A 12,625-nucleotide genomic window follows, 5' to 3' on the forward strand; every position below is an offset into this window, starting at 1 on the left:
CGCTCTCCGCGACCACCCCGAGGGGCTTCGCCGTTGGCTGGATATCCAGATAACTCGTAAACAAAAACGCCCCAGCGCAGGGCCAGGGCGTTCTCGTACATCAGGTCAGGCAGGCATCAGAATTCCTGCCAGTCTCCATCGGCCAGTTCGGTGGCCATCGGACGACCACCTGCCGTGCGGCGGGCCGGCGGCGCGACCGGGGCCGGTGCGGCCGGTGCGGCAGCACGCGGGGCCGGGGCTGCGGCGATGCGCGGGGCGGCCACGGCCTCGGCTTCGTCCACCACGAAGATCGACACGGCCTCGCTGAGGTGACCGGCCTGTTCTTCCATTGCACGTGCGGCGGCGGTGGCTTCTTCCACCAGCGCGGCGTTCTGCTGGGTGGTTTCGTCCATCTGCACCACGGTCTGGTTGACCTGCTCGATGCCGGCCGACTGTTCCTGCGAGGCGGCGGAAATCTCGGCCATGATGTCGGTCACGCGCTGCACAGAGGCGACGATCTCGCCCATGGTGGCGCCGGCCTTGTGCACCAGCGCCGAGCCGTCGTTGACCTTGCCGACCGAATCATCGATCAGGCCCTTGATCTCCTTCGCGGCGGCAGCCGAGCGCTGGGCGAGGGTACGCACTTCGCTGGCAACCACGGCGAAACCGCGGCCCTGTTCACCGGCACGGGCGGCTTCCACCGCCGCGTTCAGTGCCAGGATGTTGGTCTGGAAGGCGATGCCGTCGATGACCGAAATGATCTCGGCGATCTTCTTCGACGAGGCTTCGATGGCCGACATGGTGGTGACTACCTGGCCGACGACCTCGCCGCCCTGCGAGGCGACGCCATGCGCGCCGATGGCGAGCTGGTTGGCCTGGCGGGCGTGCTCGGCGTTCTGGCGCACGGTGGAGGTCAGTTCCTCCATCGACGCGGCGGTTTCCTCGAGGTTGGCAGCCTGCTGCTCGGTGCGGCGCGACAGGTCGCTGTTGCCCGAGGCGATCTCGCCGGCGGCCGAACTGATTGCGCGGCTGGACTGCTTGATGCGGGTGACGATCTCGCTCAGTTGCGCGGCGGTGGCATTGGCATCGTCACGCATGCGGGCGAACACGCCCTGGTAGTCGCCGTGCATGCGCACGGTCAGGTCACCCTGCGACAGTGCGGCGAGCAGGCCGGAGATCTGTTCGATGCTGCCGGCGTTGGCGTCCAGCAGGCCGTTGATCTGCTGGGCCAGCTGCAGGAAGAAGCCTTCCTTGTCGTTGGCGTCGATGCGGCCGGACAGGTCGCCTGCGGCGGCCTGGGCGATCACGCGCGCCACTTCGGCTTCGACCTGCGCTTCCTGGGTGCGGTCGCGCCACTCCACCACGTAGCCGACGGTGTCGCCGCCTTCATTGCGGATGGTCGACACCACCTGGGCGAACTGGGCATCGCCGTACTGCATCGGGCGACGGGCGACGCCGTGTGCTTTCAGGTTGCCCAGCAGGGTCTGGTCCATCTCGCCGCGGTGTTCGAGCACGGTAACCGGCTTGCCGATCAGCGAGGCCTGCGCATCGAAGTCCGGCAGGTCGCGGCGCACTTCGTCCTGGTACTGGCTCAGAGTCTGCTGCAGGGCGCGGTTGCTGTAGACGATGGTGTTGCTGGTGTCGGTCAGGTAGACGCCGGTCGAGCTGTAATCCAGTGCGGTGCGGATGCGCAGGTTCTCGCGCGCCACGGCCTGGTCGGTTTCGATGCGCTCGCGCAGGTCGCGCTGCATGCGCTGCATGGCCTGCATCAGTTCGCCCACTTCGTCCTGGCGGCTGACGTCGATGTGGCCATCGAGCTTGCCGCCGGCCACGTCGTTGGCCACCGAGACGGCGCCACGCACGCTGCCGACCAGGGCGCGGGCGAACAGCCACACCAGCACCAGGCCAAGCGCGGCGCCGCCAAGCAGGGCGATCACGGTCAGCACGGCCGAGGCGGAATAGGTGGATTCGGCCTCTTCGCGCGAGGCCCGGGCGAGGCGGTTGTCTTCGGCGATCAGCGCTTCCAGCGCCGAAGCGGCCTTGCGGTGCTTGGTGCGGGTTTCGCCGACGAAGGTATCAATGGCGTCGTCCGGAAGGTCCAGTTCCAGCATCTCGGTGACGCTGTCATAGGAGGCCAGGGCGTCCTTCCATTCCTTGGCGAAGGTGTCGAACAGCTTCTTCTGCTGTGCGTTGTCGACCAGCTTCGGATAGTCCTTGATCGACTTGTCCATGCTGGTACGCAGATCCACGGTCTGCTTGCGCGCATCGGACTTGACGTCGTCGCTGGCGCGGATCAACTGCTGGTAGGCGGCATTGCGGTATTCACCCAGCATGCCGCGCATCTCGCCGGCCATGCGGATGCTCTCCATGCGGGAACCCGCCAGCTCGGTGGTGACGTTGTTCAGCGAGTGCAGGCCGCGATAGGCGACGATGCCCTGCAGCAGCATCACCAGCAGGAGGACACCGAAGGTCAGCAGCAGCTTCGGCATCAGTTTCAGGTTGTTGATCCACGGCATGGGCGTTGCGAGCTCCTAAGGCAGACGCGCCCGGGCATCGGGCCCGGTTGCAGCAGAAACCACGCCGGTACCAGGCCCGGCGTGGTTCGACGGACAGCGGATTACTTGATGTTGGCCAGCTTCAGTCCAGCCGGCGAGCTGACTTCGATTTCCGCGCGCGAGGCGTCGCGCTGGATCTTGCCGATGACGCAGACGGTCTTGCCTTCCAGGGTTTCCAGCGGGAAGGAGAACTTGCCGCGGTTCTCACCGGCGATGCGGGCCGAGAAGGTGTGGCGCGGGAAGGCACCGCCCATGTACAGGAAGGTCGGCTGGCCTTCGGAACCTTCTGCGTAGCGGGCCTTTTCGACCTTGCCACAGACCATGCCGTCCTTGCCGACCGAACGCGGTGCCATTTCCGGCGGAATCATGTCGGCCGACTGGGCGAAAGCGGAGGCGGCGGTAGTGGCCAGGACAGCGGCCGAAACGAACGCAAGCAGGGACTTCATCGAGGGGTATCTCCGGGGATGGTAACGGTCGGGCCGGTCCTGCGCGCTCCTGCGCGACCGGCTTCTGTCCCCCTATCGGCATCGCCGGAGGGAACTGAAGGGCTTTGTGACTGGAACGTGAAGCAGTTCCGTTTGCTCAGGCGGCGACGTCTTCGGCGAGGCTGGCCTGGCCCATGTCGGCGCTGTCGAGCAGGGTCTCGATGTCCAGCAGGATCAGCATGCGATCGTCGTGGGTACCGATGCCGGAGATGAAACGGGTGTCGACGGCGGCGCCGAATTCCGGGGTGGGGCGGATCTGCTCGGCCGACAGCGGGATCACGTCGGAGACGCTGTCGACCACGATGCCGACCACGCGGTCTTCCACGTTCAGCACGATCATCACGGTGAAGGCGTCGTAGCGGGCGTTGTCCAGGCGCAGCTTCAGGCGCAGGTCGATGACCGGGACGATGGTGCCGCGCAGGTTGATCACGCCCTTGATGTAGTCCGGGGCATCGGGCACGCGGGTGACGGCGTCGTAGCCGCGGATTTCCTGCACCTTGAGGATGTCCACGCCGTAGTGCTCGTCACCAAGGGTGAAGCTGAGGAATTCGCCACCGGCGCTGGCGGCGGAGCTGGTCTTGTCGTTCATCGAGGGGTCCTGGTTCTGCCGGAAGTCCCGGTGTCAGGCTCGATATCGGCCCCGCTGGGGGGGACTTTAGGTGCCGGGGAAGGCATCCATGCATGGCGTGGATGGTTCCTTGGCGCCGGGCCATGCCCGGCGGTGCGTGGGCGACCCGCCGGGCATGGCCCGGCGCTACCGTGCCTGGCTTCCCCTTACAGCTCGCCGTTGCGGCGGGCCTTGCGCTGGCGGTCGATGCGGAAGATGTAGCGCTGGATGGCGCTGTCGGCGCCGCGCGGCAGGCTTTCAAAGCGCATGCCCACGCGCTTGACCTCGATGCCATTGGGCTGGCGCTGCGGCAGCAGGTTGCAGACCACCAGTTCGATATCCAGGTCGGGGCCGTCCGGCAGCGACAACTGCGCCGGATAGCGCTTCTGCAGACCAAACACCGCACAGTCATTGGGGACCACCACGGCCAGGCCGCCACCGCTGATGTCCACCACCCGCATCGACAGCGCTTCTGCCCGCGCTTCGCCGGGCGGCAGCAGCAGCTGCGGCGAATCAGTGACCGGCGTCTCCAGCCGGTACAGTTCGCGGCGCTGCAGGTGCACCAGTTCGTCTGGCAGCGGGGCGCGGAAGGCCACGTGGCCGTCGTTGTCCACGCGCTGCAGTTCGTGCAGGCGGAACCGCACCAGCACGCGTTCGAGCTGGGCGAAGCACAGCAGGTGGTCGGCCTGTTCGGCGGCGCGGTTGGAGGCTTCCTGCGGGCTGCCATCGAGCAGCAGGTAGTCCTCGTCCTCGTCGAGATCAAGCAACGCGGTAGGGAACGAGCGGTCGCGGCCGTCGATATGCGCATTGATCAGTGATCGCTGGTCGATCAGCGAGCGCAGCAGCTGGCGCAGCTGGCGCGGGTTGCGGACCAGGAAGCGTTCGTCGGCGGCATCAGCCGCGTGGACATCATGCACTGCAGTGTCGTTGCCGTCGGACATGGAATCTACGGTCAGGGGCGGGCGCCAGCACGCGTTGGCGCGAGGCTCGATGGGGATATCGGCCTCTGCCACGGATTATGAAGTGAGAATCACATCACTTTCCATGCGTGTGGGGTCAGGACCCTCTTCCGCAGAAGAGGGCTCTGACCCCGGGTACATCAGAACTCCTGCCAGTCGCCGTCGGCGGCCAGTGCCGGCTGCGCTGCCGATGCACGTAGCGGGCGTGCGGGGGCGGGCCTGGCAACCGGCGCTGCGGTCGCCACCTGGCGCGGCTGCGGCGCGGTGGTCAGGCGAGCCGGCGCGACGGTGGCGCCCTGCGATGCCAGCCGGAAGCGGGCCACGGCTTCACCCAGCTGCACCGCCTGGTCTTCCATCGCACGTGCGGCGGCAGTGGCTTCTTCCACCAGTGCGGCATTCTGCTGGGTGGTTTCGTCCATCTGCACCACGGTCTGGTTGACCTGCTCGATGCCGGCCGACTGTTCCTGCGAGGCGGCGGAAATCTCGGCCATGATGTCGGTCACGCGCTGCACCGAGGCGACGATCTCACCCATGGTGCTGCCGGCCTGGTGGACCAGGCTGGAGCCTTCGGCAACCTTGCCGACCGAATCGTCGATCAGTCCCTTGATCTCCTTCGCGGCAGCAGCCGAGCGCTGGGCGAGGGTGCGCACTTCGCTGGCGACCACGGCGAAACCACGGCCCTGTTCACCGGCACGGGCGGCTTCCACGGCGGCGTTCAGCGCCAGGATGTTGGTCTGGAAGGCGATGCCGTCGATGACCGAAATGATCTCGGCGATCTTCTTCGACGAGGCTTCGATGGCCGACATGGTGGTGACTACCTGGCCGACGACCTCGCCGCCCTGCGAGGCGACACCATGCGCGCCGATGGCGAGCTGGTTGGCCTGGCGGGCGTGCTCGGCGTTCTGGCGCACGGTGGAGGTCAGTTCCTCCATCGACGCGGCGGTTTCCTCGAGGTTGGCAGCCTGCTGCTCGGTGCGGCGCGACAGATCGCTGTTGCCCGACGCGATCTCGCCAGCGGCGAGGGTGATGCTGGAGGCACTGGCCTGGATCTGGCCGACGATCTGGGTCAGCTGCGCGACGGTGGTGTTGGCGTCGTCACGCATGCGTGCGAACACACCGTTGAACTGGCCGTCCATGCGCGCGGTCAGGTCGCCGGCGGCGATCGACTGCAGCAGCTGCGAAAGCTGGCCCAGGTTGCCGTCGGCCACCTGCATCATGCTGTTGAGCTGCTCGATCATCACGCGGAAATCGTGATCGAAACGCTGCGCATCACCGCGCTGGCTGAAGTCACCGGCGGCTGCTGCCGAGGCCAGCTGCTGGATCTGCGTGTTGATGGCCAGCAGGCTGGCCTTGGCCGCATCCATCGACTCGTGCAGGATCGCGCGGCTGCCCGGCAGGCGGCGGGCGTCCGGGGCGAGGTTGCCGGTGGCGTACTGGTTGAGTACTTCAATGGCATCGACGATTGCATCGAGGTGTTCGAAGATCACCGTGTTGATGCCGTTGGCCAGCTGGCCATAGACACCCGGGAAATCTTCCGGAATGCGGTGGCTGATGTCCGGCCCAGCGTGCATCTGTGCCATCAACTGGGTCTGCTCGCTGAAACGGCGCAGCATTGCGGTCATCTCGGCGGTGGCGGCCAGCATCTTGCCGGCTTCGTCCTTGCTGGTGGCCTGGGTGCTGACGCTGAGGTCGCCGCGGGCAACCGCCTGGATGGCATGCACGGCCTTGCCCAGCGGGCCAGTGACGGCGCGCGAGATGACCGTGGCCAGTGCGGCGGCCACCAACGAAAGCAGCACGATGCAGCTGACGATCGCGATCATGCTGGTGCGATGGGTGGCGTTGGCGTCGGCAATCTTGCCGTCCATCTGCCCGGCGATGTGGGTGCCCAGTGCCTTCATTGCAGCGAACAGGTCACGACGCGCCGGGCGTGACTGCTCATCGGAGATCTGCTGGGCCTGCACGCCATCGCCGGCGGCCACGGCTTCGCGCATCGCCTTGTTGGCGGCGAAGTAGCGATCCAGCTGCGTGCTGGCCGCGCGATACAGTTCGCGCTCCTTGTCCAGCGCCGGCAGCGCCGAGTACGCCGCCAGTTCGTCATGTACGGCTTTGGCGGTGTCGTCCATGCGCTTGTTGTAGTCGGCGACCTTCTCCGGCTGGTCGAGCATGCTCAGCTGGGCCAGTTCGTAGGTGCGGAACTCACCGAGCTGCGAGCGCGCCTCGCCCAGGTGCTGGACAGAGGGGATATCGTTGTCGGCCATCTCGCGCAGCTGCGCGTTGGCTTCGCTCAGGCGCAGCAGGGCGAACGCGCCCAGGACCAGGGTCATCAGGGTGGTAAGGGTGAACCCCACGGCCAGCTTGCGGGCGATGGGCAGATCTTGGAACCACTTCATGCAGGGTGCTCCAGGTGGGCAGAGTGCCGGCGTCTGTGCGCCGGTTCGGGGGGGTTGCAGAGCGAACGGGGGTGCCCGGTGGGGTTCGGTGACAGCCGTCAAAGCGAAATAGCGGCGCAGTTCGGGTGGACTTTATGGACGCAGATCACATTCGGCTGCGTAGGGATGACGGCGCGAAAGTGCACGCCTGGCGGGGCTTGTGCTTGAGTGACGTGGTTGCGCGCGAAACCATCGCGTCGACAGAGTTCACGGAATGCGGAGCGCTGTGGGTCCGGGTCGGGTCCCTTTGCGCAGGGAAGGAATCCGACCCATTGGCAGGGCGCACACAAACAAAAACCGCCGCCCCGAAGGGCGGCGGTCCGGTACACGCATGCAGTGTGGATCAGGCGGCCTGCGGCATCCGCAGCGAACGCACCAGCCCGCCGATGTCGACGATCAACGCGACGCGGCCGTCGCCGAGGATGGTGGCACCGGACACCCCGCCGATGCGGCGGTAGTTGTTCTCGATGTTCTTCACCACTACCTGCTGCTGGCCAACCAGCTCGTCCACTTCCAGTGCGATCTTCTGGCCATCGCCTTCGACCACCACCACCAGCGATTCGCTGCCGGGTGCGCGGTTGCCGTAGCCGTAGTACTCGCTCAGCGACAGGATCGGCAGATACTCGCCGCGCACGCGCAGCACGCGGCCTTCGCCGGCCATGCTGCGGATGTCCTCGGCCTGCGGCTGCAACGCCTCAAGCACATAGGCCAGCGGCAGGATCAGGGTTTCACCGGCCACCGCCACGGTCATGCCATCGAGGATGGCCAGGGTCAGCGGCAGGCGGATCAGCGTGCGGGTGCCGGCGCCGAGGCTGCTTTCGATCTGCACCTCGCCCCCCAGTGCCTGGATGTTGCGGCGGACCACGTCCATGCCGACGCCACGCCCGGACAGATCGGTCACTGCATCGGCAGTGGAGAAACCGGGCTGGAAGATCAGGTCCCAGACCTGCGAATCGGTCGGGTTGTCCGGCACCGCCAGGCCGCGTTCGTGGGCCTTGGCCAGGATCTTGGCACGGTCCAGGCCGCGACCGTCGTCGCTGACTTCGATGACGATGTGGCCGCCCTGGTGCGAGGCCGCCAGGGTGATCGTGCCGGTTTCGTCCTTGCCCGCGCCGCGACGCACGTCAGGCATTTCCAGGCCGTGGTCGATCGAGTTGCGAACCAGGTGCACCAGCGGATCGGCGATCTTCTCGATCAGGCCCTTGTCCAGCTCGGTGCCTTCGCCGACGGTGCGCAGGCGCACCTGCTTGCCGAGGCGGCTGGACAGGTCGCGGACCAGGCGCGGGAAGCGGCGGAACACTGCATCGACCGGCAGCATGCGCACGCCGATCACCGCTTCCTGCAGGTCGCGGGTGTTGCGTTCAAGCTGGTCCAGGCCGGCGAACAGGCTCTCGGCGTGGACCGGGTCCAGCGCGTGCGAGACCTGCTTGAGCATGGCCTGGGTGATGACCAGTTCGCCGACCAGGTTGATCAGCGCATCGACCTTGTCGACGCTGACGCGGATCGAGGTTTCCGCTTCCTGGCTGGCACCACCGCTGGCGGCAGGCGCGGCGGGAGTGGGGGGGGCTGCTGCCGCCGGAGCGGAAGCAGCCGCGGCCGGCGCCTGGGTCGCCAGGCTCGGCGGCGCGGCCGGACGGATGTCCAGTTCGCAGTCGTCCAGTACCCAGGCGAAGGTGTCTTCGATCTTGCTGCGCGGCACCTTGCCGACCAGGCCCAGGTCCCACGCCAGGTGGGCTTCGAGCGGATCGAGCTGGGCGAAGCCCGGCAGGCGGTCCATGCGCGCGGCGACCTGCAGCGAACCGAGGTGTTCCAGTTCGCGGATGATGCGCAGAGGATCATTGCCGCTCATGAACAGCGACGGTGCCGGGGTGAAGCCGATCTGCCAGGCTTCCGGCGTATCGTCCACCTTGGCGGCGGCGGCCGCCGGGGCGCTCGCTGCGGCCTGGCCGGAAAGAACCGCTTCCAGGCGTGCCTTCACCGCGGCGACTGCGGCGGGGTCGGCAGCCTGGCCGTGTTCGGCTTCGCGCAGCAGGGCGCGCAGCACGTCCACCGAGGACAGCATGGCGTCGACGGCGTGGCCTTCCAGTGCCCGCTTGCCGGCGCGCAGCTCATCGAGCAGCGTCTCCAGCACGTGGGTCAGGCCGGCGATCGCGTCGAAGCCGAAGGTGCCGGCGCCGCCCTTGATCGAGTGGGCAGCGCGGAACACTGAATTGATGATCTCCGCGTCCTGCTGCCCCGATTCCAGGGCCAGCAGGCCAGCCTCCATCGCGTCGAGGCCTTCGCGGCTCTCCTCGAAGAAGGTGGCGTGGAAGCGTTGCAGGTCCATGCTCATGGCAGTGGTGGTCCGGAAGCGAAGAGGGGGAGCGGTGCGGGGCGATCAGCCCAGCACTTTCTGCACGGTGGCGACCAGCTGTTCGGGATTGAACGGCTTGACCAGCCAACCGGTTGCACCGGCGGCCTTGCCTTCGGACTTCTTGTCGGCGGCCGATTCGGTGGTCAGCATCAGCAGCGGGGTGAACTTGTAGTCCGGCAGCTGGCGCAGTTCGCGGATCAGCGCGATGCCATCCATGTTCGGCATGTTGACGTCGGTGACCACCGCATTGAAGCGCTGGCCCTTGGCGCGACCGAGCGCTACCGCGCCGTCTTCGGCTTCTTCGACGGAAAAACCGGCCGAGGTGAGGGCGAAGGACACCATCTGGCGCATCGACGCCGAATCGTCCACCACCAAGATACGTGCGCTCATGCAGCGTTCTCCACAGATTTCAGGTTGTCATGGGTTACGTCCAGGCCCAGGGCCTGGGTGACGCCCAGCAGGCGCGCGGCGTCACGGAAGGTTGGGGTGCAACCGTGGAAGCCGGTGCCCAGGCCTGCCTCGCGGCGCGCCTGTACGAACGCACACAGCACCTGCACGGCGGCCGTGTGGATGCGGGCGACCTGGCTGGCATCCAGGGTCAGCTCGCCTGCCTGCTCCACCAGGGGGGCGAGGCGGTTCTTGAGCTCGGTAGTGCTCTCGATGCCGAGATCCCCACCCAGTTCGACAGTGCTCATCGTTACTCCGGACAAACGGTTCCGTGATCCATAACGGCACCCCGGTGGGGTTCTTTAGGGGAATCGACGCGGTGCGTCGATGCGGTGTTTTTCGGGTCGCCGTTGAAAAGGGGACGGAGGGGATCAGGTCGCAAGCGGCCGCGCCCCTCTGCGGCTGCCAGTAGCAATGGCGACTGCGCAGTGGGGACGTAATGGGTTGATCCAACGGACCAACGCCTTGCGTCCCCGGCAGGCAACGCCTCGGCGCGATGCGCCGACCCAGTTGATGTCGGGCGGATCACGGGGGCCGCTTGCGACCTGATCCCCTTCGTCCCCTTTTTCGTTGCGGCTCAGCTCAACAGCCGGGTGGCGTCGAGCAGGATCATCGGGCGCTGGCTGACCCGGGCCACGCCACGGAACAGATCGTTGGAAATCTGGCAGATGCGTGCGGTATCGGGTGGCTCGATCTGCGAATCGGTGAGGTTGGCGACATCTTCCACCGCAGATACGCGCAGGCCGATGGTTTCGCCGTCTTCTTCCAGCACCACGATGCGGGTCTGCGCGTCGTCCTCGGCGGCGGCCGCGCCCAGGTGCAGGCCCAGGTCCATCACCGGGACCACCTGGCCGCGCAGGTTCATGATGCCCAGCATGGCCGCAGCGGTGCCGCGCAACGGCAGCAGCGGCACCGGCAGCACGACCTCCTGGACCTTCAGCAGTTCCAGGGCATAGGCCTGGGTGCCGCAGCGCAGGCGCAGCCAGCGCGAGGTGCGTTCGCCGGCGCGACGGTTCTGCGGATGCGGGCTGCGGACCGGTTGGTGGGCCTGCGCCTGCAGCTCCTGCCAGGTGCCGGGGCGGTTGCCTGCGGGGGCATCGACGGCGACGCGCGGCGGCGGTGTGGCGGCGGCGCGTGCGGCCGGGGCCGGTGCAGGACGTGCCGCCGGTGGTGCCACCGGCGCTGCGACCACGGCGGGCGGCGGCGTAGGCACGTCTTCGCCACCAGCGGCCGCCTCGAAGGCGGCCTGCAGGCCGGGGCTGTCGGTGTGGGCGAGACGATGGCTGTCCGCCGGATCGGTCTCGTAGATCACTTCGTCCGGCAGATCGTCCCAGGTGGGTTCCGGGCCGGTGTTCGCAGCGGCTGCAGCGGGTGCCGGCGCGGTTTCGTGGATGACTTCGTCGGGCAGGTCATCCCAGGTCGGCTCGCGTTCGGCGGCCGCGGTGCTGGCCGGTGCGGCGGCGGCCTCGAAGGCCGCCTCCAGCGCTGCCTCATCCTCGGCGGGGGCAGCGACGACGGCATCCGTTTCGTAGATCACTTCGTCCGGCAGATCGTCCCAGGTGGGTTCGCGTTCTGCATCGATCACGCTGACGGGCGCGGAGGCAGCGTCGAAAGCGGCTTCCAGTGCGGCGTTGTCCACGGCAGGCGCGGCGGCGACGGTCTCGGTTTCGGTTTCGGTTTCGGTTTCGTAGATCACCTCGGCCGGCAGGTCATCCCAGGTCGGCTCGCGTTCGGCGGCGGCTTCGGTGGCCTTGGCCAGGTCGGTGCTGATCGGCGCGGGCAGGGGAGCGGCGGCCGGGGCGATCGCCTCGCCCAGCAGTTCATCCAGGTAGTCGTCGAGGATGCCGGTGCTGTTCATGCGGCCTGCTCCAGGGCGCGGGCATCCTCGCCGAGGATCCAGTTCAAGGCGCGCCGGTAGGCAGCCAGGCCACGGCCCGGGTAGTCCTCGCCGACGCTCGGCAGGGTCAGGCCCGCCGCGTTGCTGATGCGGGTATCGATCGGAATCGCGTCTTCCCACACGCGGCCGCCATGGCGGTCCTGCATGGTGCGCAGCGACTCGTTGCCGGCGCGCGTGCGGCGGTCGAACAGGGTCGGCAGGATCGAGATCGGCAACGGGCGGCGGCGCGAACGTTCGACCATCTCGCCGGTGCGGACCATGCCATCCAGACCGTGCAGGGCCAGCGGCTCGGCCTGGGTCGGGATGATCAGGCGATCAGCTGCGGCCAGCGCGTTGATCATCAGCAGGCCGAGGGTCGGTGCGCAGTCCAGCAGGATGTAGTCGTGCTGGCCCTGGTGGCGCGCCAAGGCGTTCTGCAGGGCCAGGCCGAGGCCGGGCTGGTTGGCGCTGCGGCGCTCCAGCGTGGCCAGCGCGGACTGTGCGCAGACGTAGTCCAGGCCATGGATGTTGCTGGCATGGCACAGGCTGGCAAGGTCGGCCGGCGGGGCGCCGAACAATTCCAGCACGCCGGCCGGCGGCGGATCCACCGGCACGCCGAAGGCGCGGCTGAGCGAGGCATGCGGATCGAGGTCGATCAGCAGCACGCGATGGCCGAGCGCGGCCAGGCCGCGGCCGAGGGCGAGGGTGGTGGTGGTCTTGCCGACTCCGCCCTTCTGGTTGGCGACTGCCCAGATGCGCATCGGATTACTCCTTCATTGCCGGGGGAACGGCGGCGCCGACGCGGCTGCCAGCCGGCACGGGCGGCAACGTCACCGGTGCGATGGGGGAGGTGGGGGCGCTGGCCGGCGTTGCTGCGGCCTGTTCGGTGGCGGTGCTGTCAGTGGCGCCGGTGGCCGCGTTCAGGCGCTGGCCCA

Annotated in this window: 10 protein-coding genes; all 10 read right to left on the reverse strand. The window is 67.8% G+C overall.

Annotated elements, in window-relative coordinates:
• Positions 1-116: 116 nt before the first annotated feature.
• The 10 genes from CCR98_RS09885 to CCR98_RS09930 all read right to left on the reverse strand — a co-directional run bounded on the left by CCR98_RS09885 (position 117) and on the right by CCR98_RS09930 (position 12,451).
• Positions 117-2,495 (reverse strand): methyl-accepting chemotaxis protein, encoded by a 2,379-nt coding sequence (locus CCR98_RS09885; RefSeq protein ID WP_087922459.1) that lies wholly within the window; start codon positions 2,493-2,495, stop codon positions 117-119.
• 101 nt (positions 2,496-2,596) lie between these two features.
• Complete coding sequence (locus CCR98_RS09890) at positions 2,597-2,980, reverse strand: hypothetical protein (RefSeq protein ID WP_014037087.1); 384 nt, start codon at positions 2,978-2,980, stop codon at positions 2,597-2,599.
• A 136-nt stretch (positions 2,981-3,116) separates the two neighbouring features.
• Positions 3,117-3,608 (reverse strand): chemotaxis protein CheW, encoded by a 492-nt coding sequence (locus CCR98_RS09895; RefSeq protein WP_014037088.1) that lies wholly within the window; start codon positions 3,606-3,608, stop codon positions 3,117-3,119.
• A gap of 185 nt (positions 3,609-3,793) precedes the next feature.
• Complete coding sequence (locus CCR98_RS09900; RefSeq protein WP_087922460.1) at positions 3,794-4,567, reverse strand: flagellar brake protein; 774 nt, start codon at positions 4,565-4,567, stop codon at positions 3,794-3,796.
• Positions 4,568-4,725: 158 nt separating this feature from the next.
• Positions 4,726-6,975 (reverse strand): methyl-accepting chemotaxis protein, encoded by a 2,250-nt coding sequence (locus CCR98_RS09905; RefSeq protein WP_087922461.1) that lies wholly within the window; start codon positions 6,973-6,975, stop codon positions 4,726-4,728.
• A 382-nt stretch (positions 6,976-7,357) separates the two neighbouring features.
• A complete protein-coding gene (locus CCR98_RS09910) occupies positions 7,358-9,346 on the reverse strand; it encodes a chemotaxis protein CheA (RefSeq protein WP_087922462.1) in 1,989 nt (662 codons plus the stop codon).
• 45 nt (positions 9,347-9,391) lie between these two features.
• Entirely contained in the window at positions 9,392-9,757 is a 366-nt protein-coding gene (locus CCR98_RS09915; RefSeq protein WP_087922463.1) for a response regulator, read from the reverse strand.
• Entirely contained in the window at positions 9,754-10,062 is a 309-nt protein-coding gene (locus CCR98_RS09920; protein ID WP_087922464.1) for an STAS domain-containing protein, read from the reverse strand. Before CCR98_RS09920 ends, CCR98_RS09915 begins: the two co-directional genes overlap by 4 nt.
• A gap of 329 nt (positions 10,063-10,391) precedes the next feature.
• Entirely contained in the window at positions 10,392-11,672 is a 1,281-nt protein-coding gene (locus tag CCR98_RS09925) for a chemotaxis protein CheW (protein WP_087922465.1), read from the reverse strand.
• Positions 11,669-12,451 (reverse strand): ParA family protein, encoded by a 783-nt coding sequence (locus CCR98_RS09930; protein WP_087922466.1) that lies wholly within the window; start codon positions 12,449-12,451, stop codon positions 11,669-11,671. The genes CCR98_RS09925 and CCR98_RS09930 overlap by 4 nt, the downstream gene beginning before the upstream one ends.
• Between the last annotated feature and the right edge of the window lie 174 nt (positions 12,452-12,625).

It is taken from the genome of Stenotrophomonas sp. WZN-1 (assembly GCF_002192255.1).
Lineage (GTDB): Bacteria > Pseudomonadota > Gammaproteobacteria > Xanthomonadales > Xanthomonadaceae > Stenotrophomonas.

Coding starts and splice junctions, on each gene's coding strand:
- CCR98_RS09885 (WP_087922459.1), bottom strand. CDS start 2,495: ATGCCGTGGATCAACAACCTGAAACTGATGCCGAAGCTGCTGCTGACC.
- CCR98_RS09890 (WP_014037087.1), bottom strand. CDS start 2,980: ATGAAGTCCCTGCTTGCGTTCGTTTCGGCCGCTGTCCTGGCCACTACC.
- CCR98_RS09895 (WP_014037088.1), bottom strand. CDS start 3,608: ATGAACGACAAGACCAGCTCCGCCGCCAGCGCCGGTGGCGAATTCCTC.
- CCR98_RS09900 (WP_087922460.1), bottom strand. CDS start 4,567: ATGTCCGACGGCAACGACACTGCAGTGCATGATGTCCACGCGGCTGAT.
- CCR98_RS09905 (WP_087922461.1), bottom strand. CDS start 6,975: ATGAAGTGGTTCCAAGATCTGCCCATCGCCCGCAAGCTGGCCGTGGGG.
- CCR98_RS09910 (WP_087922462.1), bottom strand. CDS start 9,346: ATGAGCATGGACCTGCAACGCTTCCACGCCACCTTCTTCGAGGAGAGC.
- CCR98_RS09915 (WP_087922463.1), bottom strand. CDS start 9,757: ATGAGCGCACGTATCTTGGTGGTGGACGATTCGGCGTCGATGCGCCAG.
- CCR98_RS09920 (WP_087922464.1), bottom strand. CDS start 10,062: ATGAGCACTGTCGAACTGGGTGGGGATCTCGGCATCGAGAGCACTACC.
- CCR98_RS09925 (WP_087922465.1), bottom strand. CDS start 11,672: ATGAACAGCACCGGCATCCTCGACGACTACCTGGATGAACTGCTGGGC.
- CCR98_RS09930 (WP_087922466.1), bottom strand. CDS start 12,451: ATGCGCATCTGGGCAGTCGCCAACCAGAAGGGCGGAGTCGGCAAGACC.